General features: G+C 74.6%; 19 protein-coding genes and 1 pseudogene. 14 read left to right on the top strand and 6 right to left on the bottom strand.

From position 1 onward, the window contains the following. Positions 1-2 precede the first annotated feature (2 nt). The 6 genes and pseudogenes from C5N14_RS01365 (at position 3) to C5N14_RS01390 (ending at position 4,511) form a co-directional block, all read left to right on the top strand. A complete protein-coding gene (locus C5N14_RS01365) occupies positions 3-1,307 on the top strand; it encodes a hypothetical protein (RefSeq protein ID WP_117664973.1) in 1,305 nt (434 codons plus the stop codon). A 19-nt stretch (positions 1,308-1,326) separates the two neighbouring features. Then, positions 1,327-1,569: pseudogene (locus C5N14_RS34055) on the top strand (hypothetical protein); the annotation flags it as partial. Positions 1,570-1,725: 156 nt separating this feature from the next. Beyond that, positions 1,726-1,935, top strand: coding sequence for a helix-turn-helix domain-containing protein (locus C5N14_RS01375; RefSeq protein WP_117664974.1), 210 nt, complete (start codon positions 1,726-1,728; stop codon positions 1,933-1,935). Between the two features lie 219 nt (positions 1,936-2,154). After that, entirely contained in the window at positions 2,155-2,256 is a 102-nt protein-coding gene (locus C5N14_RS01380; protein ID WP_007465623.1) for a 30S ribosomal protein bS22, read from the top strand. Positions 2,257-2,376: 120 nt separating this feature from the next. Beyond that, complete coding sequence (locus C5N14_RS01385; protein ID WP_117664975.1) at positions 2,377-3,450, top strand: NAD-dependent epimerase/dehydratase family protein; 1,074 nt, start codon at positions 2,377-2,379, stop codon at positions 3,448-3,450. A gap of 224 nt (positions 3,451-3,674) precedes the next feature. Beyond that, positions 3,675-4,511 carry a lysophospholipid acyltransferase family protein gene (locus C5N14_RS01390; RefSeq protein ID WP_117665067.1) on the top strand — a complete coding sequence of 279 codons (837 nt, stop codon included), beginning with the start codon at positions 3,675-3,677 and terminating at the stop codon, positions 4,509-4,511. A gap of 56 nt (positions 4,512-4,567) precedes the next feature. On the opposite strand, the gene C5N14_RS01395 is transcribed toward C5N14_RS01390, so the two are convergent. The 3 genes from C5N14_RS01395 to C5N14_RS01405 form a co-directional block, all read right to left on the bottom strand. Continuing rightward, positions 4,568-5,536 carry an HAD family phosphatase gene (locus C5N14_RS01395; RefSeq protein WP_117664976.1) on the bottom strand — a complete coding sequence of 323 codons (969 nt, stop codon included), beginning with the start codon at positions 5,534-5,536 and terminating at the stop codon, positions 4,568-4,570. A 105-nt stretch (positions 5,537-5,641) separates the two neighbouring features. After that, positions 5,642-6,535, bottom strand: coding sequence for a DUF5667 domain-containing protein (locus C5N14_RS01400; protein ID WP_117664977.1), 894 nt, complete (start codon positions 6,533-6,535; stop codon positions 5,642-5,644). A gap of 254 nt (positions 6,536-6,789) precedes the next feature. Beyond that, positions 6,790-7,641, bottom strand: a complete 852-nt coding sequence (locus tag C5N14_RS01405; RefSeq protein WP_371685785.1) for an ECF subfamily RNA polymerase sigma factor, BldN family — start codon at positions 7,639-7,641, stop codon at positions 6,790-6,792. Positions 7,642-8,750: 1,109 nt separating this feature from the next. Between C5N14_RS01405 and C5N14_RS01415 the strand changes: the two genes are divergently transcribed. Beyond that, positions 8,751-9,005: a glutaredoxin family protein gene (locus C5N14_RS01415; RefSeq protein ID WP_117664979.1), complete on the top strand. Its 255-nt coding sequence runs from the start codon at positions 8,751-8,753 to the stop codon at positions 9,003-9,005. Positions 9,006-9,077: 72 nt separating this feature from the next. Next, positions 9,078-9,728: an HAD family hydrolase gene (locus C5N14_RS01420; protein ID WP_117664980.1), complete on the top strand. Its 651-nt coding sequence runs from the start codon at positions 9,078-9,080 to the stop codon at positions 9,726-9,728. Positions 9,729-9,738: 10 nt separating this feature from the next. Here the strand turns inward: C5N14_RS01420 and C5N14_RS01425 are convergent, their stop codons facing one another. Together C5N14_RS01425 and C5N14_RS01430 are read right to left on the bottom strand one after the other, a co-directional pair. After that, positions 9,739-10,395 carry a response regulator transcription factor gene (locus C5N14_RS01425; protein WP_117665068.1) on the bottom strand — a complete coding sequence of 219 codons (657 nt, stop codon included), beginning with the start codon at positions 10,393-10,395 and terminating at the stop codon, positions 9,739-9,741. 47 nt (positions 10,396-10,442) lie between these two features. Further along, positions 10,443-11,738, bottom strand: coding sequence for a sensor histidine kinase (locus C5N14_RS01430; RefSeq protein WP_117664981.1), 1,296 nt, complete (start codon positions 11,736-11,738; stop codon positions 10,443-10,445). A gap of 352 nt (positions 11,739-12,090) precedes the next feature. Between C5N14_RS01430 and C5N14_RS01435 the strand changes: the two genes are divergently transcribed. The 6 genes from C5N14_RS01435 to C5N14_RS01460 all read left to right on the top strand — a co-directional run bounded on the left by C5N14_RS01435 (position 12,091) and on the right by C5N14_RS01460 (position 18,725). After that, a complete protein-coding gene (locus C5N14_RS01435; protein WP_117664982.1) occupies positions 12,091-12,864 on the top strand; it encodes a redox-sensing transcriptional repressor Rex in 774 nt (257 codons plus the stop codon). After that, complete coding sequence (locus C5N14_RS01440; protein ID WP_117664983.1) at positions 12,861-14,204, top strand: glutamyl-tRNA reductase; 1,344 nt, start codon at positions 12,861-12,863, stop codon at positions 14,202-14,204. The genes C5N14_RS01435 and C5N14_RS01440 overlap by 4 nt, the downstream gene beginning before the upstream one ends. Then, a complete protein-coding gene (gene hemC, locus C5N14_RS01445) occupies positions 14,201-15,169 on the top strand; it encodes a hydroxymethylbilane synthase (RefSeq protein ID WP_117664984.1) in 969 nt (322 codons plus the stop codon). The genes C5N14_RS01440 and hemC overlap by 4 nt, the downstream gene beginning before the upstream one ends. Continuing rightward, the gene (locus tag C5N14_RS01450; protein ID WP_117664985.1) at positions 15,166-16,746 is read left to right on the top strand and encodes a uroporphyrinogen-III synthase; all 1,581 of its coding nucleotides are present in this window, start codon (positions 15,166-15,168) and stop codon (positions 16,744-16,746) included. The genes hemC and C5N14_RS01450 overlap by 4 nt, the downstream gene beginning before the upstream one ends. 18 nt (positions 16,747-16,764) lie before the next feature. Further along, a complete protein-coding gene (hemB, locus tag C5N14_RS01455; protein ID WP_117664986.1) occupies positions 16,765-17,748 on the top strand; it encodes a porphobilinogen synthase in 984 nt (327 codons plus the stop codon). A gap of 431 nt (positions 17,749-18,179) precedes the next feature. Continuing rightward, positions 18,180-18,725 (top strand): helix-turn-helix domain-containing protein, encoded by a 546-nt coding sequence (locus C5N14_RS01460; RefSeq protein ID WP_117664987.1) that lies wholly within the window; start codon positions 18,180-18,182, stop codon positions 18,723-18,725. A gap of 57 nt (positions 18,726-18,782) precedes the next feature. On the opposite strand, the gene C5N14_RS01465 is transcribed toward C5N14_RS01460, so the two are convergent. Next, on the bottom strand, positions 18,783-22,058 hold the full coding sequence (locus tag C5N14_RS01465) for a lamin tail domain-containing protein (RefSeq protein WP_117664988.1): 3,276 nt from the start codon (positions 22,056-22,058) through the stop codon (positions 18,783-18,785). Positions 22,059-22,134: the final 76 nt, after the last annotated feature.

The following is a 22,134-nucleotide window of genomic DNA, read 5'->3' on the forward strand; positions in this document are numbered from 1 at the left end:
GGGTGACCGACGGGTTGGACGGGTGGAACGAACCGCGGCGACACCGGCTCTGGCCGCTTCGGGTCGTCCTCGGCGTGGTCCTGACGATGCTCACCTGCGGCCTCCCGACCGTGCTGCTGATCGGCGTCCTGCACGAGGTCGCCGGCCGGCCCACGGTCGGCCGGCTCGGGCCCGCCGACGCGGCCGACCCCGCCACCCGGGCGGCGCGCCAGCTCGGCGAGCGGATCGCCGGGCAGCTCGACCGCCAGGCCGCCGCGCTGCTCGGCGGCGACCGGGCCGGGTTCCTCGCCGTCGCCGAGCCGGCCGCCCACCCCGCCCTCACCCGCCGGTACGCCGCCCTGCGGGCGCTGCGGGTCACCGTCTGGCGGCCCGAGCCGACCGGCCTGCCGGCCACCGTCCCCAGCCGGCCCGACGAGTGGCGGATCGTCGTCCGCTTCCAGTACTGCCTCGTGGTTCCCGGCTGCCGGCCGAGCCCGGTGCTGATCGGCACCCGGTGGCGGGACTCCGGCGGCGAGGTCCGGCTGGTCGCCATGGAGGAGTCCCGGTCCGCCGAGACCGGCACCCGGCCGTGGGAAATCAGCGAGCTGGTGGTCGCGGTCGGTCCGCGTACCGTCGTGGCCACCACCCCGGCGCTGCGCGGGAAGCTGCCCGGCCTGCTCCGCCAGGCCGAGGCGGCGGCCCGGGTCGCCGACGGGTACGCGGTCGCCGGCGCGCCGCCCGACCGGTACCGGGTCTTCTACGCCGGCCGCGCCGAGTGGCTGAGCTGGTACGGCGGCGGCCGGCCGAAGTGGACCGGCGGGTACGCCGTCACCGTCGGGGGCGGCCACCACGAGGTGGTGCTCAACGCCGACGGTCTCTCCGCCGCCGGCGCCGACGACCTGCTCCGGCACGAGCTGACCCACGCCGCGTCCCTGCCCGAGCGCGGGTACCCGGCCACGTCCACCTGGTGGCTGGTCGAGGGGATCGCCGAGTACGCGGGCGCCGGCGGCCAGCCGGTCGGCCGGTACGAGGGGCTGGCCGAGGTGCGCGAGTTGCTCGCCCCGGGCGGTGGCTGGAACGGCCGGCTGGACGCCCTGACGCCGGCCGACGACGCCCCTGCCCGGCGGGTCGGCGGCAGCTACGGCGTCGGGTACCTGGCCGTGCGCCACCTCGTCGACCGGTTCGGCGAGCAGCGGCTCCTCGCGTTCTTCAGGTCGGTGGTGCACGACCGGCGGTCGCCGGACGAGGCGTCCGAGCAGGCGTTCGGCGAGCCCTGGTCGGCGCTGCACGACGAGTGCGTCGGCTCCGCCCGGGCGGCGGCGGGCTGAGCCGACGACGGGTCCCGGGGCGGTCGGCGACGGCGGCCCGGCTCATGATCGACCGCTGTCCGGCCCCGACGGGGGACCTGAGACACTGTTCCCCGCTCCCAGCGCGGAGCCCCGGTCCGCGTCCGGAAGCGGATCGGGGCACCCGTCCGGTGGCTCCGGTGGCGCCGCCGGAGCCACCGGGCGCCTCCGCGCACCGTCACCGGGAACGGGGTGGTCGGCGGGGCGGGACGGCGGTCGCGTACGGGCGGAAAACGCCGGATGACCGGCCGGGAACGCCATCCGTCCATGATCAGTTACGGGAAGGGATCGCGCCGGTCACAGCCGTCCCGCTACCGTACTGGTAACACGCGCGTAGCCCGTCCTGGCGGGAGCATCCCGTCCGGCGGCACGCGCCGGGCATGGGATGGGTCGGTGAGCCATGGCCGGGTCGCAGTCCGACGGTCGGCTGTCGGAGGTCAAGTTCCTCACCGTCGCCGAGGTGGCGTCGGTGATGCGGGTGTCCAAGATGACGGTCTACCGCCTCGTGCACAGCGGTGAGCTGACCGCCGTGCGGGTCGGCCGGTCGTTCCGGGTGCCCGAGCACGCGGTGCACGAGTACCTGCGGGGCGCCTTTCAGGAGACCGCCTGATCCGTCCCCGACCACCCCGCCGAGTGCGACGTAACGGGCATCGACGGGGGCGCGTTGGTCCTGCTGACGCTCTCCGGCTACCCTGGACCGGACCGTGACCCGACACCGGTGCGCCCCGCCGTCCGCCAAGTGGTCCGGTCCATTGTCCGCAAGCGGTCGTCGACGCCACTGCGTGGTGTCACCCGGTCCGCCCCGCACGTTGCATCGAAAGGCTTTCGTATGGGCTCGGTGGTCAAGAAGCGCCGCAAGCGCATGGCTAAGAAGAAGCACCGCAAGCTGCTGCGCAAGACCCGCGTCCAGCGTCGCCGTCTCGGCAAGTGACCCGGGCCGGGCCCAGGCCCGGCACCGGCGTCGCTTGCCAACTGTCGACCCTCGGAGGGCTCAGGTGATCAGGCCGCGGTTGTCCCGGCTCGATCCTGCCTGCCGAGGTTGGTGCACGACATGACCCCCGGTGGCACCCCAGGTGCCCCGGGGGTGGTCGTCGTCACCGGGACCGGTCGCTACCTCGGCGCCCACGTCGCGGCCCGGCTCGCCGCCGACCCGCGGATCGAGCGGGTGATCGGCGTCGACCCGGCCGCTCCGAACCCGGAGCTGGCCGGCCTGCTCGACGGCGTCGAGCGGATCCGGATCGACCTCGGCTCCCTCGGCGGCCTCCTCGCCGACCTCGACGTCGACGCCGTCGTGCACCTCGCCCTCGTCACCGCCCCCGACCCGCAGCAGGGCGGCCGGTCGGCGATGAAGGAGCAGAACGTCATCGGCACCATGCAGCTCCTCGCCGCCTGCCAGCGGGCGCCCAGGCTGCGCAAGCTCGTCGTCCGGTCGTCGACCGCCGCGTACGGGGCGTCGTTCCGCGACCCGGCGGTCTTCACCGAGGAGACCGAGCCGCGCGAGGTGCCGCGCGGCGGCTTCGGTCGCGACATCCTCGACATCGAGGGGTACGTCCGCGGCTTCCGCCGCCGCCGTCCCGACGTCACCGCCACCGTGCTGCGGTTCGCGCCGTTCATCGGCTCCACCGCCGACACCACGCTGACCCGGTACTTCTCCCAGCCGTTCGTGCCCACGGTGTTCGGGCGCGACCCCCGGTTGCAGTTCGTGCACTTCGACGACGCGCTGGAGGTGCTGCACCGCTCGGTCGCCGAGGACCACCCGGGGACGTTCAACGTGGCCGGGCCCGGCGTGCTCGCCCTGTCCCAGGCGATCCGGCGGGCCGGCCGGGTGGGCGTGCCGGTGCTCGAACCGGGCCTGTCCGGGGCCGCCGCGCTGGCCCGCAACCTCGGCTTCGGCCGGTACGGCCTGGACCAGGTCGACCTCTTCGTGCACGGCCGGGTGGTGGACACCTCCGCGCTGGAGCGCGAGTACGGTTTCACGCCCCGGTCCACCGTCGCCGCGTTCGACGACTTCATCCGCGCCCACCAGGGCGGTGTGGTGGTCACCCGCAGGCAGCTCGCCGCCGCCGAACGGGCCGTCCTCGACGGCATCCGCCAGGTGCGCGCGGCCGTACGGGAGCAGCCGTGAGCCAGCCGGACGAGGAGCGCCGCCGCGCCGGGGCCAACGGCCGGTACGACGTACCGCTGGACGTGGCCGGCTCGGACGCGGAGCCGGCGCGGTGCAACGGCCGGCACCCGGCCCCGGAGGCCGCCCCGGTTCCGGACGCCGGGACCGCCCCGGCGGCCGACCCGCCGGGTGGGGCGGCGGAGCCCGGGCCACGGGACCCGGCGGTACCGGACGGACCAGGCGACGTGTGGGACCGGCGGGTCGCGTCCGGGCTGGCGTTCCTGCGGCGCAGGTTCTCCGGCGACTACCAGGTGGACGAGTTCGGCTTCGACCCGGAGCTGACCGGGTCCGTCTTCCACCCGCTGCTGCGACTGCTCTACCGGGACTGGTTCCGCACCGAGGTCACCGGCCTGGAGCACGTGCCGTCGGATGGGTCCGGCCTGGTCGTCGGCAACCACTCCGGCACGGTGGCGCTGGACGCGCTGATCCTCTCCGCCGCCCTGCACGACCAGCATCCGGCCCACCGCTACCTGCGGCTGCTCGGCGCGGACCTGGTGTTCCGGATGCCGGTGGTCTCCGAGATCGCCCGCAAGACCGGCGGGACGGTCGCCTGCAACCCGGACGCCGAGCGGCTGCTCGGCTCCGGCGAGCTGGTGGGCGTCTTTCCCGAGGGGTTCAAGGGCATCGGCAAGCTCTACTCCGACCGGTACAAGCTGCAACGCTTCGGCCGGGGCGGGTTCGTCTCGGCGGCGCTGCGCACCGGCACCCCGATCGTTCCGGTGGCGATCGTGGGCGGCGAGGAGATCTACCCGATGCTCGCCGACATCAAGCCCCTCGCGCGGCTGCTCAAGCTGCCGTATTTCCCGGTCACGCCGACGTTCCCGTGGCTCGGCCCACTCGGGATGGTGCCGCTGCCGAGCAAGTGGCTGATCGAGTTCTGCCCGCCGATCCCGACCGCCCACCTCACCGACTCGGCCGACGACCCCCTGGTCGTGTTCAACCTCGCCGACCAGGTGCGGGAGACCATCCAACAGACCCTGCACACCCTCCTGGAACGCCGCCCCGACCCGTTCGGCCCCTGATCCCGCGCCGGCGGCGCGCTGCCGGCCCCGTGGCGGTCAAGCCGGCCCGGTGGCGGTCAGTGGGGGTGGCGGCGCCGGTGCAGCGCCAGCCCGGCGCTCACTGCGCCGGCCAGCAGCCCGGCCGCCGCCGTCGACGGCACGGCGATCCTGGCCACCCGTCGGCCGGTGCGGAAGTCCCGCACCGCCCAGCCCTGCTGCCGGGCCTGCCGCAGCAGCGCTGCGTCCGGGTTGATCGCCACCGCCCGGCCGACGGTGGAGAGCATCGGCAGGTCGTTGACGGAGTCGCTGTAGGCGGCGCAGCGGGACAGGTCCAGCCCCTCGACCTCGGCGAGCTGGGCCACCGCCTCGGCCTTGGCCGGGCCGTGCATCAGGTCGCCGACCAGCCGGCCGGTGTACGCGCCGTCGACCACCTCGGCCACCGTGCCGATCGCCCCCGTCAGGCCCAGCCGGGCCGCGATCACCCGGCCGATCTCGACCGGCGCGGCGCTGACCAGCCAGACCCGCTCGCCGATGTCGAGGTGCTGCTGCGCGAGGCGGCGGGTGCCGGTCCAGATCCGGGGAGCCATCAGCTCGTCGAAGATCTCCTCGGCGAGCCGTTCCACGTCGTCCACCCGCCAGCCCTCGACGAAGGCCAGCGCGGCCTCCTTGGCCTGCGACATGTCCCCGGCGTGCTCGGTGGCGAGCACCCGGAACCGGAGCTGCTGCCAGGCGAACCGGGCCAGGTCGCCGGTCGTGAAGTACTTCCGGGCGGCGAGCCCGCGGGCGAACCAGTAGATCGACGCGCCCTGCATCATCGTGTTGTCCACGTCGAAGAACGCGGCGGCGCCCGGGTCGGCGACGACCGGGGTGGCCGGCGCGGCTTCGGTCTCCGCCCAGCCAGCCGTGTGACCGTGGCGGTCGGTGCTGACCGTCACCTTGCGGGTACGGGCCACCCGACCTCCCTCGCTCGACGACCCGACAAGTGCCTCCAGCGAGAGTAGCCGGCCGGGCTGGCCGCCCGGCCCGCTGCGCGGGAACTGTGGCATGCGCTGCGTGTCCGCTGGTCAGCGGCCCGGGCCGCCCCCCGGGGCGGGCGGCAGCCCGCTGGGTCGGGCGCGCCCCGGCGGGGTCCGTCGGGGCCGTCGGGTGGCTCAGCGGTCGCCGGGACAGGCGGCGGGGGTCGGGCCGAGCGCGTCGCTGCCGGCCGGGGCGGGCAACTCGCAGTCGATGGCCGCGCGCAGGGCGTCCGAGCGTTTCCGGATGGCGTCGAGCAGGGTGAGCGAGCGGCGGACCCGGTCCCGCTCCGCCCGGCCGGCCCCGTCGAGCAGGTCGCCGACGGCCCGGCGCTGTCCGGCGACGAAGGTGTTCACCGCGTCCAGGCCGGCCGGGTCGGTGCGCTGCGCGGCGGTGGTGGTCAGCAGTCGTACGCCCTGGCGGGTGTCCGAGTCCATGTCGTCGAGGACGGCCTCGAACCCGAGCTGGTCCCCCCGCAGCGCGGCGGCCTCGCCGAGCCGGGTGCGGGCGAAGTCGAGGAAGAGCTGACCTCGGCTGAGGTCCGAGCTGGCCAGCGCGAGCTGGGCACGTTCGGTGGAGCGCTTCATGCCGTAGAGGGCGTCGCCGGGCACCGCGTTCTCGCTGGCGGCGGAGATGCCGGAGACGGCGATGGCGCCGGCGGCCACCCCGACCAGGATGGCGCCCCGGGCGCGGGCCCGGCGGGCGGTCGCCGCGGGCAGGAACGAGCCGCGCTGCCCGGCGCCGACCGCGCCCCGGTGGCCGGCCGGTGCCGCATCGGTCGCCCCGGTCGCCGTGGCGCCGACACCCTCCCGTTCGGCCGTGGCGACGAGCATCGCCCGCAGCCCGGTTCGGAAGCCGGTGTCGATCTCGACGGTCGGGGGATCGGCGTTGAACTGCCGGCTGACCGCGACGAGCGCGGCGAGCTGGTCGTCGGCCCGGGACCTGACGTGGTGACGTCGGCCGCCGTTGGCTTCGTCGAGAAGCTGCGCGAAGCGCTCGGCGCGCCGGCGGGAGAAGAGGTCGCTGTCCACCGCAGGCACCTCCTCTCGCTGGTCACGGCCGGTCGGCCGCTGTCCTCACCAGCGACCGGCGGCAGCGCGCGCCGACGAACGAAAGGCCGTGGCCGGCCGCGCTGTCCGGACCGTGGGGCCCGGGGATGCCGGGGCAACCACCGGTCGCACCCGGAGAAACGCTCCGCGCCGGGCACGGGTTACGGGGCCGGCGGGAGCGAAACCACGAAGAGTGATGGCCATCACGCTGTGGTGAGCGTGGATCCACCGTCGGATCAGGGCTGGAAGCCGTCCGGCAGCAGCCGGGCCAGGGCCCGGACCGCCCGGTACTGCAACGCCTTGATCGCGCCCTCGTTCTTGCCCATCGCCCGGGCGGTCTCCGCGACCGAGAACCCCTGGAGGAACCGCAGCACGATGCACTCCTGCTGCTCCGGGTTGAGCTGCTTCACGGCGGTGAGCAGGGCGACGTTGGTGATGTGCTCGACGACGGCCGCCTCCGGGCTGCCCTCCGGCCCGCGGTCCTCCCGGTCGGCGTCCAGCACGTCGCCGGTGGTGACCTCCAGCCGGTACCGCCCGGACTTGAAGTGGTCGGCGACCAGGTTCCGGGCGATGGTGACCAGCCAGGCGCCGAGGTCCCGGCCCTGCCAGGTGAAGCTGCCGATCCGCTTGAGGGCGCGCAGGAACGTGTCGGAGGTGAGGTCCTCGGCGAGCTGCCGGTTGCCCACCCGGAAGTAGACGAAGCGGAAGACCGTGTCCACGTACCGGTCGTAGATCAGCCCGAACGCCTCGGCCTCGCCGGCCTGGGCGCGCTCGACCAGCGTCCAGACCTCGGTGGCCGGGTCGGACGGGTCGGGCCGGCTGGGGTAGCCGGTCGACGTGCCGCCGGGCTCGGCCGGCGGGCTGGCGGACACCGCCGGTAGCACCGCGGTCTCGGTCGTCGCCGGGTCGGTAGTCGGCGGCGTGTCGGCGCTGCGCCGGCCCTGGGCCGGCATGGTCGGCCTGGCCGGCGAGGCGACCCGGCCGCCGTTGCCCCCGGGCGCGGCCGGGCGGGGCGGCGCCTCGTTGTGGTGCGAGCGGTTGGGCAGGCGTCTGGACGCCCCGTCGGCGCGCGCGGGGACGCTCCACAGGTCGTCGGAGCCGCGGGCCGCGCCCAGCCGTTCGTTGAGGGCGGCGCGGGCCGCCGCGGCCAGCCCACCCGGTCGCTCCGCGTAGCCGAAGCTGGTCACCGTGCCTCCCCGGTCCGGTCCCACGCCGGCCGCCGGGACGCCGCCGTGCGGGCAGGGTCACGGTGGCCGGGCAAAGTCCTTCCGGGACGTGCCGACAGGCGGCAGATCCCCTTGAGGTGCTGGTCCAATGCGCTCACAGGCACGGGGGCCTCCTCGGGCTGAGGGGTGTCGACTCACGGCAAATGGGGTGAGCCGACCCGAGTGATGATAGGGCCAACGTCACCCGCGCGTGGCAAGTCCGTTACACAGAGCGGAAGTATTTCCCGACCCGTCGCACCGATGGCGGACCGGTTGTCCGTCGCGTGTGGTTGACTTTCGCCCGGGGAGCTGGTCCGCATTGGAACCCCAGGTCAACCTGCGGATGTGGGCCCGGCCGGCGGCCCGCCGGACGGCCCCGCCGACCGCGCCCGCCGGGGCCGGTGGGGCGGTGCCGGCGGGGGACCGGGCGCGGCCTCGGGCGTGGCCGGGCGAGCCGCCGCTGTGCCAGACTCTGCCACCGTGCGGGACGCGGCCGACGGCCCCACGCCGAACCTCGTCGACCGGCTCCGCCGGACCGGCGGCCGACCACGGCGACCGCCCCGCGTTGCACCGGCGGGGACACCACCCTGACCTGGTCCCCACTGGACGCCTCGGTGACCGCGGTCGCGCGGGCCCTGGCCGCCGCCGCCCGGCCGCACCCGCGCTCCCGGTCACCCTCCGTGTCGGCCGACGACCCGCCGCCCTCCGCGCTCGCCGTGCCTGCGGGGGTGGCCGAGTCGGCGGTACGGGGTGTGCCGCACCCGCGGACCGGGAAGACTGTCCGGGCGTACGTGGTGCCGGCGCCGGGTCGTCCGGTGACCGGGAGGAACCGCTCGCCCACTGCGCCCGTAACCTGGCCCGGTTCAAGTGCCCGACCGCCGTCGAGTTCGTCGACGCGCTGCCGTACTCGGCGATCGGCAAGGTGCGCAAGACCCAGCTCAGGCCGGCACCGTCCCCGGCGGCGCCGACCGACACCCGCACGGAGGTTCCCGATGTCCAGTGACGCCCGGCTCGCCCTGATCACCCGCCCCGGCTGCCACCTCTGCGAGGACGCCAAGGCGGCGCTCGACCGGGTGGTGGCGGTCACCGGGGACCGGTGGATCGAACGGGACGTGACCGGCGACGTGGAGCTGGAGCGCGAGTACGGCGACCGGCTGCCGGTGGTGCTGCTCGACGGCAAGGAGCACGGCTACTGGCGGGTCGAGGAGGAGCGGCTGCTGCGGGACCTGACGACGCCGCAGCTCTGAGCGCGCGCCGCCCGCCTCCGCCCCGCCCCGCCCCGCCCCCGGCACGTCGGGGGTGGGGCTTATCGTGCGGGGATGACCCCTGCGCGCGCCCATCTGGTATGGGACTGGAACGGCACCCTGCTCAACGACCTCGACCTGGTGGTGGCCGCCACCAACGCCGCCTTCACCAGCGTGGGCGGGCCGACGGTCAGCGCGGACGAGCACCGGGTCCGGTTCCGTCGCCCGATCGCCGACTACTACGCCGAGGTGCTCGGCCGGGCCGTCGACGACGAGGCGTTCGGCGAGCTGGACCGGATCTTCCACGACGCGTACCGCAGCGGGCTGACCACCTGCGCGCTGGCCGACGACGCGGCGGTGGCGATGGCGGCCTGGCCGGGCGGCCAGTCGCTGCTGTCGATGTGGTTCCACGACGAGCTGGTGCCCGCGGTGCACACCCACGGGCTGACCGACAGGTTCGCCCGGGTGGACGGGCTGCGCGCCACGGTCGGCGGGGACCGCAAGGCGGAGTCGCTGGTCAAGCACCTGGCCGAGCTGGGGGTGGACGGCCGGGACGTGGTGCTGATCGGGGACTCGATCGACGATGCCGACGCCGCCGAGTCGGTCGGTGGGCGGGCCGTGCTCTACACGGGCGGGTTCACCGACCGGGCCCGGCTGCGCGCGTCCGGGCACCCGGTGGCCGACACCCTCACCGGGGCGGTCACCCTCGCCGCCGCCCTCCGATGACCGGGGCCGGTCAGGTGCGCAGGTAGGTCAGCACGGCCAGCACGCGGCGGTGCTGGGTGGTGTCGGGGGGCAGGTCCAGCTTGGTGAAGATGTTGCGGACGTGCTTCTCCACCGCCCCGTCGGTGACCACCAGGGCGCGGGCGATGGCGGTGTTGGAGTGCCCCTCGGCCATCAGGGACAGCACCTCGCGCTCGCGGGGGGTCAGCTCGCGCAGCGGGTCGTCGCGCCGGCGGCGGACCAGTAACTGGCCGACCACCTCCGGGTCGAGCACGGTGCCGCCGGCGGCCACCCGGGCCAGCGCGTCCAGGAACTCGTCGATGTCGGCCACCCGGTCCTTGAGCAGGTAGCCCACCCCGCCGCCGCCGGCCCCGCCGGTGGTGGCCAGCAGGTCGTCGGCGTACGACACCTCGACGTACTGGGAGAGCACCAGGACCGGCGTACGCGGGACCAGCCGGCGGGCCTCCACGGCGGCGCGCAGCCCCTCGTCGGTGTGCGACGGCGGCATCCGCACGTCGACGATCGACACGTCCGGCCGGTGGGTCACCACCGCCTCGACCAGCGCGTCGCCGTCGCCGACGGCGGCCACCACCTCGTGCCCCTGTTCGGTGAGCAGCCGCACCAGCCCCTCCCGGAGCAGCACGGCGTCGTCCGCGATGACCACCCGCATGGTGCTGATGTCTACCACGTCCGGGTCGTGGGCCGGGCCGTCGGCGCTCACAGCGGCAGTTCCGCGCGGACCTCCGTCGGGCCGCCGGCCGGGCTGACCACGTCCAGCCGGCCACCCGCCGCGCGCACCCGGTCGGCGATCCCGGCGAGGCCGTGCCCCTTGGCCAGGTGCGCCCCGCCGTGGCCGTCGTCGCTCACGCCGACGGCCAGCCGGCGCTCGTGTCGGGTCACCGCGACCGCGCACTCCGTCGCCCCGCTGTGCTTGGCGACGTTGGTGAGCGCCTCGGCGACCACGAAGTAGGCGGTGCTCTCCACGGCCGGGTCGAGCCGTTCGCCGGGGACCTCCAGCCGGGGGTCGATCCGCAGCTCGACCGGGACCAGCCCGCGCCCGGCCAGGGCCGCGAGGGCGCTGGGCAACCCACGGTCGACCAGGATCGGCGGCGCGATGCCCCGGGACAGGGCGCGCAGTTCGGCGAGGGTGTCGCGGGTCTGGGTGACCGCCTCGTCCAGGGTCTGACCGGCCGCCTCCGGGTCGGTGGCGAGCTGCTGGCGGGCCCGGCTCAGGTCCATCGCCAGCCGGACGAGGCGCTGCTGCGGGCCGTCGTGGATGTCCCGCTCCAGCCGGCGCAGCGCGGCGGCCTCGGCGGAGACGGCGGCCCGCTTCTGCTCCTCCAGCACGGTGATCCGGTTGCGCATCTCGGCCACCCCGGTGAGCAGGGCGCGGGCGAAGCCGGCCTGGAGCCGCGCGCACCCCCGGACCACCATCGGCAGGGTGATCAGGAAGAACACCCCGATCGCGGTGTTCAGCCCGATCCGGGCGGCGGGCGAGTCGCCCAGGCCGAGGAGGGTGCTGAGGTCCTGGTTCTCGTCGCTGCGTGGCAGCGCCCAGTCGTAGGTCCAGTAGAGGCTGCCGACCAGGGTGCCGGCCCACCAGGTGACGGTCACCACGAAGGTGACGACGGACACGATGAGCTTGAGGATGCCGTGGGCCAGGTCGAGCCAGGACTGGGCGTCCCGGATCGGCACGAAGATCCGCCGCCAGGCACCCGCGCCCGGCTCGGACTGCCGGTAGTCGGGCCGGACCCGGGCCTGGCCGAGCACGGCGGGCAGCCGCAGCCGCTCGATGTCGGCCAGCCCGCGGGCGGTGTACAGGGTGCCGGCGAGCACCGGCAGGCCGATCACGGTCACCACCAGCCCCAGGCCGAGCGCCAGCCCCACCACCAACACCACGAAGCTGGCCAGCGCCAGGGGCAGGCCCAGCAGCACGTAGCTGGAGTCGTGCAGGAGTTGGCGGGGGACGCTGGACGAGGTGGCGGGCGGGTCGGTGACGGTTACGGCGGTCATGGTCCAAGGCTAGGCAGCGAGGCAGTGCGGACCCATCCCGCCGCCCGGTCAGTCCGGCGTAGGGCCAGCCCTACCAGGCGTCGCCCGCCCGGCGCGCGATTGGTGAGGGAAGTCGGGTTTGAGCAATAATCGGCGCGACGGCGCGAGGCCGCCGCATCGATCTTGTGGAACGGAGGGGCAGGTGGGGACGGGTCGCGGCTCTTCAAGATCGCGATTTGTGCGTGTGTTCACAAGCGCCTACTCTGTAGTTCCGACGCGTCCTGCTAGCACAGCCGGCAATCTCGGTCGCCAGTGGGAGTCCCGATTCGGCCGGCCCCTTGAGCTGGCCGAGGATCGCACCGCACGGAGTCTCATGAGTCAGCAGCACCGTCACCCTGGCGCGTCCGGTCGCGCCGGTGCCGTACCGGCGCTTCCGGACCTGCCCGAGGCGACCGTCGCGCGGCTCCCCGAGTACCTCCGCGCCCTGCACAACCTCGCCGAGTCCGGCCACGAGACCGTCTCCAGCGACGGCCTGGCCACCGCCGTCGGGGTCAACTCCGCCAAGCTCCGCAAGGACCTGTCCCACCTCGGCTCGTACGGCACCCGGGGGGTCGGCTACGACGTCGCCCTGCTGGTCGACCAGATCGAGTTCGTGCTCGGGCTCACCCAGCGGCGGGCCGTCGCCCTGGTCGGGGTGGGTAATCTCGGTCACGCCCTGGCCGGCTACGCCGGCTTCGCCAGCCGCGGCTTCCGGATCGCCGCGCTGCTCGACGCGGACGCGTCCCGGGTCGGCGAGGAGATCAACGGGCTGGTCGTACGGCACGTCGACGAGCTGCCCGCCATCGCCGCCGAGGAGTCCATCGCGATCGGCGTGATCGCCACCCCGGCCGCCGCCGCCCAGGCGGTCGCCGACCAACTCGTGGCCGTCGGCGTGACGAGCATCCTCAACTTCGCGCCGTGCGTACTCTCGGTGCCGGAGGGGGTCGACGTGCGCAAGGTCGACCTCGCCATCGAGCTCCAGATCCTGTCCTTCCACGAGCACCGCAAGGCGTCCCTGACCGCGCTGCCCGCCACCGGCGGCTCCGCCCTCACCGCCCTGCCCGGCGGGCTCGCGGCCACCGACTCCCAGGAGGCGATCGGCACGTGAATCTGCTCGTCGTCGGCGCGTCCTACCGCACCGCTCCCGTCGCCACCCTGGAGCAGTTGGCGGTCGCCCCCGCCGACCTCACCCGCACGTTGGACCGCCTGGTCGCCCAGCCGTACGTGAGCGAGGCGGTGCTGGTCTCCACCTGCAACCGGGTGGAGGTCTACGCCGCCGTGTCCGGTTTCCACGGCGGTCTCGGCGACATCTGCGCCGTCCTCGCCGAGCAGGCCGGCGCCCCGGCCACCAGCCTGGCCAACCACCTCTACGTGCACTACGACGCCGCCGCCGTGGACCACGTCTTCCGGGTCGTCACCGGGCTGGACTCGATGGTGGTCGGCGAGGCGCAGATCCTCGGCCAGCTCCGGGACGCGTACCACTGGGCGACCGGCGCCGACGCCGCCGGCCGACTGCTGCACGAGCTGATGCAGCAGGCGCTGCGGGTGGGGAAGCGGGCGCACACCGAGACCGGGATCGACCGGGCCGGGCAGAGCGTGGTGACCGCCGCGCTCGGCCTGGCCGCCACGCAGCTCGACGGCGAACTGGCCGGGCGGCCGGCCCTGGTGGTCGGGGCCGGCGCGATGGGCGCGCTGGGCGTGGCGAGCCTGTCCCGGCTCGGCGCGGGCCCGCTCACCGTGACCAACCGGGGGGCCGACCGGGCCGCGCGGCTGGCCGAGTCGTACGGAGCCAGCGCGGCGCCCATGGCCGAGCTGACCGACGTGCTCTCCACAGTGGACATCGTAGTGGCCGCCACGGCGGCGACCGAACCGGTCCTCACCCGCGAGGTGATGACCCGGGCGCTCGCCGACCGCGACCCCGACCGGGGGCCGCTCGTGCTGCTCGACCTCGCCGTCCCGAGGGACGTGGAGGCCGGCGTGGCCGTCCTGCCCGGCGTCGAGGTGATCGACATCGACCGGATGGCGGCGACCCTGGCCGACGGGCCGGCCGCCGCCGACGCCGCGGCAGTCGAGCGGATCGTGGCGGGCGAGGTCGAGTCCTTCCTCACCTGGCTGCGCGGCGCCGACGTCGCCCCGACCGTGGCCGCGCTGCGCGGCCGGGCCGAGGACGTGGTCACCGCCGAGCTGCGCCGGCTGGCCCAGCGCCGCCCCGACCTCAGCGACGACCAGCGCACCGAGGTGGCCCGAACGGTGCACCGGGTGGTGCAGCGGCTGCTGCACCAGCCCACCGTGAAGGTCCGTCAGCTCGCCGCCGAGCCCGGCGGCGACCAGTACGCCGCGCTGCTGCGCGAGCTGTTCGACCTCCAGGTCCCGCACACCTCCCCGGTCGACACCGTCCCCGACGTGGTCGACACCGACACCACCCCGTACCCCGGAGGCGAGAGATGACCGGCCCCCTGCGCCTCGGCACCCGGGGCAGCGCGCTGGCGATGGCCCAGTCCGGCCACGTCGCGGCGGCGCTCACCGAAGCGACCGGCCGGAAGGTGGAGCTGGTCGAGGTGGTCACCGCCGGCGACCGCTCGGCCGCCCCTGTGCACCGGCTCGGCGTCGGCGTGTTCGTCTCCGCGCTGCGCGACGCCCTGGCCGCCCGGACCATCGACCTCGCCGTGCACTCCTACAAGGACCTGCCCACCGCGGCGGCCCCCGGGCTGCACATCGCGGCGGTGCCCGCCCGGCAGGACCCGCGCGACGCGCTGGTCGCCACGGGCGGGCGCACCCTCGCCGAGCTGCCGCCCGGCGCGATGGTCGGCACCGGCGCGCTGCGCCGCATCGCCCAGCTGCACGCGCTCGGGCTCCAGCTGGGGGTCACCCCGATCCGTGGCAACGTGGACACCCGCCTGGCGCGGGTCCTCGGCCCGGACGCCGACCTCGACGCGGTCGTCCTCGCCCGGGCGGGACTGGCCCGGCTCGGCCGGGCCGACGTGATCACCGAGACGCTCGACCCGATGCTCATGCTGCCCGCGCCCGCCCAGGGCGCGCTGGCCGTGGAGTGCCGGGTCGACGAACCGGACCTGGTCGAGCTGCTCGCGGTGCTCGACCACGCACCGTCCCGGGCCGCGGTCACCGCGGAACGGGCGCTGCTGGCCACCCTGGAGGCCGGGTGCAGCGCACCCGTGGCCGCCTATGCGGAACTCGCCGAAGGTGACGCCGGCGATGAGATCTACCTGCGCGGGGCGGTGATCAGCCCGGACGGTTCCCGAGACCTCAGGCTGTCCCGCACCGGAACGCCCGCCGACGCGGCGGAGATCGGCAAGGCACTCGCCGCCGAACTCCTCGACCTCGGCGCCGACTCGATCCTCGGCAAAGACGGACACGCCGGCCCGGGGACCCAGCAATTTGGGAGCACAGAATGACCCGCACCCGTAAGCCCGTAGGCCGCATCGCGTTCGTCGGGGCCGGTCCCGGCGACCCGGGCCTGCTGACCCGCCGGGCGCACGACGCCCTGGTCGACGCCGACCAGGTGGTGTACGACCGGGGAGTCCCCGAGTCGCTGCTCGACGCCGTCCGTGCCCAGGCCAAGTCCGACGCGCAGTTCACCCCGGCGGAGGGCGTGCCGGGGGATGTGGCGAAGGTGCTGATCTCGGCCGCCCGATCCGGCCAGAACGCGGTGCACCTGGTCGCCGGTGACCCGTTCGGCCACGACTCGGTGGTCAAGGAGGTGCAGGCGGTCGCCCGTACCGCCGCGCACTTCGAGGTGGTCCCGGGCGTCGGCCAGGCCGAGGGCGTCGCCACGTACGCGGGCGTGCCGCTGCCCGGCGTCCGCACCGCCGCCGACGTCGAGGACGTCAGCACGCTGGACTTCGACGCGCTGGCCGCAGCCGTCGGCCGGGGCTCGCTCGCGCTCGCCGTGGACGCCGGCGACCTGGCCGCGATCCGCGACGGCCTGCTCGCCGCCGGGATCGACGGCACCACCGGCGTCGGGGTGACCGGCGACGGCACCGGGGAGACCCAGTACACGACCACGTCGACCGTCGACTCCTTCGTCGCGGCGGCGCTCGGCTTCACCGGCCGGGTGGTGCTCACCGTCGGCGAGGGCGTCGGCCAGCGGGACAAGCTGAGCTGGTGGGAGAACCGTCCGCTGTACGGCTGGAAGGTGCTCGTCCCCCGTACCAAGGAGCAGGCCGGCGCGATGAGCGCCCGGCTGCGCGCGTACGGGGCGATCCCGTGCGAGGTGCCGACGATCGCGGTCGAGCCGCCGCGCACCCCCGCCCAGATGGAGCGGGCGGTCAAGGGCCTGGTGGACGGCCGGTACGCCTGGGTGATCTTCACCTCGGTGAACGCCGTCCGGGCGGTCTGGGAGAAGTTCGCCGAGCACGGCCTCGACGCCCGGCACTTCGGCGGCGTCAAGATCGCCTGCATCGGCGAGGCCACCGCGGACGCGGTCCGCGCGTTCGGCATCCAGCCGGAGCTGATCCCCGCCGGGGAGCAGTCCTCCGAAGGGCTGCTCGCCGAGTTCTCGCCGCACGACCAGATCCTCGACCCGGTGGGCCGGGTGCTGCTGCCGCGCGCCGACATCGCCACCGAGACGCTCGCCGCCGGGCTCACCGAGCGCGGCTGGGAGGTCGACGACGTGACCGCGTACCGGACGGTCCGGGCCGCCCCGCCGCCCGCCGAGATCCGGGACGCGATCAAGTCGGGCGGGTTCGACGCGGTGCTGTTCACCTCGTCCTCCACCGTCCGGAACCTGGTCGGCATCGCCGGGAAGCCGCACGCGCGTACCGTTGTTGCGGTCATCGGGCCCAAGACGGCGGAGACCGCGACGGAGTTCGGCCTGCGGGTCGACGTGCAGCCGCCGCACGCCTCGGTGCCCGACCTGGTGGAGGCGCTCGCCGCCTACGCCGTCGAGCTGCGCGAGAAGCTCGCAGCCATGCCGGCCAAGCAGCGCCGGGGCTCGAAGGTGCAGGGGCCGACCGCCCTGAGGTTCCGCTAGCCGCAAGGGAGAGCCCGCATGTCGTACCCCGAGATCCGGCCCCGCCGGCTGCGCCGCAGCGCGGCCGTGCGGCGGCTGGTCTCCGAGACCCGTGTCGACCCGGCCGAGCTGGTCGTGCCGATGTTCGTCAAGGAGGGGCTGACCGAGCCGCGGCAGATCGCGTCGCTGCCGGGGGTGCTCCAGCACTCCCGGGACTCGCTGCGCAAGGCCGCCGCCGAGGCGGTCCAGGCCGGCGTGGGCGGGATCATGCTGTTCGGCGTGCCGGTGTCGCGTGACGGGCGCGGCTCGGGCGGTGCCGACCCGGCGGGCATCCTCAACGTCGCCATCTCCGACGTGGTCGCCGAGGTGGGCGACGCGACCGTGGTGATGAGCGACCTGTGCCTGGACGAGTTCACCTCGCACGGGCACTGCGGGCTGCTCACCGGAGACGGCGCGGTGGACAACGACGCCACCCTCGCCGCGTATGCCGAGATGGCGGTGGCCCAGGCCGATGCCGGGGTCGGGATGGTCGGGACGTCCGGAATGATGGACGGCCAGGTCGGCGTGGTCCGCCGGGCCCTGGACGCCGCCGGGCACACCGACGTCGCGGTTCTCGCGTACGCGGCGAAGTACGCCTCCGCCTTCTACGGCCCGTTCCGGGACGCGGTGGAGTCGGCCCTCGACGGTGACCGGCGCACCTACCAGCAGGACCCGGCGAACCTGCGAGAGTCCCTGCGCGAGGTCGCGCTGGACGTCGCCGAGGGTGCGGACCTGGTGATGGTCAAGCCGGCCCTGCCCTACCTCGACGTGGTGGCGGCGGTCCGGGCCGCCGTGGACGTGCCGGTCGCCGCCTACCAGGTCTCCGGCGAGTACGCGATGGTCGAGGCCGCCGCCGCGAACGGCTGGATCGACCGGGAGCGGGTGATGCTGGAGACGCTCACCTCGATCCGCCGGGCCGGCGCGCAGATCATCCTCACCTACTGGGCGGTCGAGGCCGCCAATCTGCTCCGCGCGCGCTACTGAGCGTTACGAGGTCGTCGGGCTGGCCCCGGGCCACCGTGCGCCCGGCCTCCGCCGTCCGGCGGCGCCGCTTCCTCGCTGGCCAACTGCTGTGTCCTCCACGTCGGGGGGCTCTGTTCCCGTCCCTCTGCCCCGCCCCTCCAACATCCCACCCGCGCCCCCTTTGCTTTGCACCCACTGGCGCAACGCTGACACTCAGTGACGATTGCGTCGAAGGGTGCAGAGCAAAGGGGGCGGGGGGGTCTTGGGTGGAAGCCGTTTCCGCCTCTGCCCGGGTGCGTGGATCCTGAGTCTCGGCATCGAGCGCCCGGCCATGCAGACATGCAGACATGCAGGCATGCAGGGACGACGGGTTTTCCACAGGGACCGCAGGTTGTCCACAGCCACGCGGGGCGGGGTTGCGGCCCGCCCGTGGACGGGGGCAGCGTGGGCCCATGGCAGCCGATCGTGCCGCAGCCCAGCCGGACGACGAGTCCAGGGGCGACGACCCGCCGACAATGTTGACCGAGCCCTTCGACATCCCGTGGCCGGCGGCCGGCATAGTCCGGGCCGTCCGTCGTCGCGCCGACGCCAGTCAACGGGAGCTGGCCAGGTACGCGGGGGTGCACCCGTCCACGATCGGGCGGATCGAGGCGGGTGCTCTGACCCCCAGCATCGCCATGCTGCGCCGGCTGATCGCGGTGGCGGGCTTCCGGCTGGCCGTGGTGGACGAGTTCGGCCAGGTGCTCAAGCCGATGCGCGACCGGGACGACATCCGGGACGGGGCTGAGCGCCGTTACCCGTCCCACCTGGACACCATCCTCGACCCCGAGCCCGGGGAGTGGTGGGCCGACGTCTACGGGCTGGCCCGCCCGCCCGAGACCTTCTACCGCAACCGTGCCTACCGGGACGCCCTGCGCCGTCGCAGCCAGTGGGAGGTCCGGGTCGCCAAGTACCGGCATGTGCCGCCACCGCCGCGCGTCGTCCCCCCGTACGGCTGACGGCCCGCCACCCGGGTTCTCGACCGGGTGGCGGGCCGCCAGGAAACGCCGGAACCGTCAGTCGTCGTTGACGATGGTGCCCACGGCGAGCGGGTCGGCCAGGCGCAGACCCGGCACCCCGGCCACCAGCAGGTTCACCTTCTCGTCGGCCTCCTGCTTCCGGTCACCCCGTACGGTGACCGCGAAGGTCAGCGAGGTCTGCCCGGCGGCGAGGGTCTTGCAGCCGACGTACGGGTCGTAGTCCGACCCGGCCTGCGCCGTGGTGCCGAACGTGGCGGCGCAGAGCAGCACGGGCTGGGACAGTGCCCGGGACACGGTGACGGTGAACGTCAGCGGGCGGTCGCCCTTGTCGCCCTCGACCACCGTCGCGTCGCTGACGCTCAGCGACGCCCGGGAGCGGAACCGGGCCACCTGCGGGTCGTGGTCGCTGGAGCCGCGCGACCCGTCCCCGGTGAACTCCGCCGGCCAGTCGGCGTTGATGTGCGCCGCCCGCACCTGGACCAGGTCGTCGCGCAACGCGTCGTTGACGAACAGGTGGTCCAGCGTCTGCGCCTGCCCCTCGAAGCTGTACGAGTAGGCGGACGACGGGACGTCGGCGACCAGGTCGTCCCAGAGGCTGTGCAGGCCTGCGTCGTACAGCGGGGCGAGCTGGTCCGACGGGGTCGGGTCCGCTCCCGTGGCGATCGGGTCGTCGGGGCGGGGGAAGACGTTCAGGTCGCCGCCGTAGACCACCCGGGCGTTCCGGTCCGAATTCTGGATCGCGGTGACCAGCGCGGCTCCGTACGCGGCCTGCTCGGTGCGCTGCCCGACCCGGCTGTCCGGCCCGGACGAGAAGTGGTTGCTCAGCGCCCACAGGTAGTACCCCTCGGCACCACCGGGGGTCGCCTTGACCAGGAACTTGCCGAGCTGCGGGGCCCGGGTGTAGACGTTGTTGCCGTCCTTGCCGGTGGAGGTGTCGGTGTCGGCCGGCAACACCGCGTTGAGCGCCTTCGGGTTCTGCACGTCCGCGTTGGACGGCAGCCCCGCCGACCGGTACGGCACCACCGGCGCGGAGCCGAGCAGCGGGTCGGCGGCGGTCGCCGCCGCCAGCGACAGCCGGTCGGTGCGGTAGAGGAACCCGGCGGTGATGCCCCGGGCGTCCGCGCCGGTCCGGTCGTACGCGGCGGCGTACGCCGGGCCGCCGGCGGCGGCGATGGCCAGCGCCAGGTCCTGGAGGGTGTCCGGCGCGCCGTCGGCGTCGTTCGTGTCGCCGCAGACCAGCTGGGTGCCGGAGACGGAGCAGATGTCCTGGTCCTCGGCCTCCTGCACCAGGATCAGGTCCGGCGAGTGCAGGTCGGTGCGGATCTGGTCGGCGAGCGCCGACAGGTGCTCCCGGTAGTCGGCCTCGCTGGCCGGCACGTAGTCGAACGGCGGGCTGACCCCGGTGCAGCCGGAGTTGCCGGCGAAGTCGCAGCCGTCGAACGGGTCGTCCCGGTGGTCGTAGAGGTTCTCCACGTTGTAGGTCGCGACCGCGATCTCCTGCGACCGGTCGGCCGGCTTCGGCGGGTTGTTCCGCGAGGGGTCGGCCCCGGGGGCGAAGACGGCCTTCTCGACCTGGACGCCGTACTTCTCGAACGAGTAGTAGATCGCGCCGTACGCGTCCTCGCTCAGGGTGTCGAAGGTCCTCGACGGCGGCAGGAGCGCAGTGCTGTCCCCGGCGGTGCCCTTGACACCCATGCTGCCGAGCATGATCCGCTGGCCGTTGCCGTCGTCGAAGCGCCGGGTCGGGTCGTTGTCCAGCGGGTGCGCGTCCCGGAACACCCGGCGGGCGTACGGGTCGGCGCGGGCCAGCAGCGGGTCGTCCCGGTCGACCAGCCAGGTCTCGGCGTCGGCCGTGGACGCGAAGACGCCCCGCCCGCTCACCGCGCCGCTGCCGGCGCGGACCCGCAGCCGGGCGCCCTCGTGCCGCTCCCAGAACCGCTGGGCGGCGGCCAGGTCGGCCGGGGGCACCGCGTCGTCGACCGCGACGGCGGCGTTCACGTCCAGCCCGGAGGCCACCTTCCGGACCAGGGAGGCGCCGGAGAGCTGGGTCATGTTGAAGTACTCGGACACCCGGGCCCGGAGCACGACCTCGTCGCCGACGGTCGGCACGTAGCCGCCGATCAGCGAGGTGAACGCGCCCATGAAGACGAAGATGCCGTCCGAGGACGTCGGGTCGCCGTCGGTGCCGTCGGCGCGGCTCTGCAGGAAGAAGCCGCGCTGCTCGGCTCCGGCCGAGGTACGGGCCAGGGTGAGCTGGGTGATCACGCCCCGGACGTCGTACAGGGCGCTGCTGGTGCCGTTGCCCGAGGCCGGCGCGAGCGGCGACCGGTCGGCCGGACCGGACTCGGCGTCGGTGGTCGGGCCCTGCACCTCGCCGACCGTCAGCTCCCGGGTCACCGTCACGGCCAGCGTGCACGCGGCGGTGCCGCCGTCGGCGTCGGTGGCGGTCAGGGTCACCGTGTACGACCCGGCGGCCAGGTCGGCGCTGGTGGCGACGGTGGCGCGGGCGGTGCCGCCCACGGCGTCGGCCGGGGTGAACCCGGTCCGGGTGATCGAGCCGGTGGCCGGGGCCGGGCTGACCGAGGTGACCGCCAGGTCGACGATCGTGTCGTCGGGGTCGGTGGCGGTGACCTCGCGACTGGCGACCGTGCCGGCCGCCGTGGTCAGCGCGCCGCCGCAGGTGACGGTGGCGGGCTGGTCGACCGGGCCGCCACCGTCGACGCTGTGGGTACCGAGACCGTCGAAGGTGTCGGTGGCGAAGCCGGCCCACTGGGCGGCCGGGTCGAACGCGTCCGACGGGTCGGGGTCGCCGGAGGTCACCGTCGGCAGCCGGCGCAGCGTGTTGTCGGCGGTGCTGGTGAGTCCGCTGCCCCACTCGGTGCCCGGGTCGACGCCGACCTGGCCGATCGAGTCGAGGACCGTGGTGCCTCTGCGCAGCACGATCGCGTCGTCGCCGTTGAACAGGCTGGCGGTGGTGGTCTGGTCGGCCTGGGCGAGGATCGCGGGGGCGGCGGAGGCGGCGGCGAACACGAACGTGTCGCCCGCGGCCACGGTGCCGGTCAGCGCCAGGGTGGTCGCCGTGGTGTTGCCGTTGAAGTAGAGCTGGAGCTGGTAGCCGCCGGCGGTGAGGTCGACGGGGGCACCGGTGCCGTTGTAAAGCTCGATCGCCTTGTTGTTCGACGAGCCCTCGACGTACTCGGAGATGAACAGGTCGGTGGGCGCGGCGCTGGCCGCGGGGGGTGCGATGCCGATGACCGGGATGGCGACGGCAGCGGCGGTTGCGAGCGCGGCGAATCTGCGGCGCGGGCGCATGGGGCCTCCACGATGGGTGGACGGGAACCAACGCACGTTAAGGTGCGGCGCTGTCCGCCGTCCATCCCCCGAGGGG

Source organism: Micromonospora sp. MW-13 (genome assembly GCF_003434305.1).
Classification (GTDB): Bacteria; Actinomycetota; Actinomycetes; order Mycobacteriales; family Micromonosporaceae; genus Micromonospora.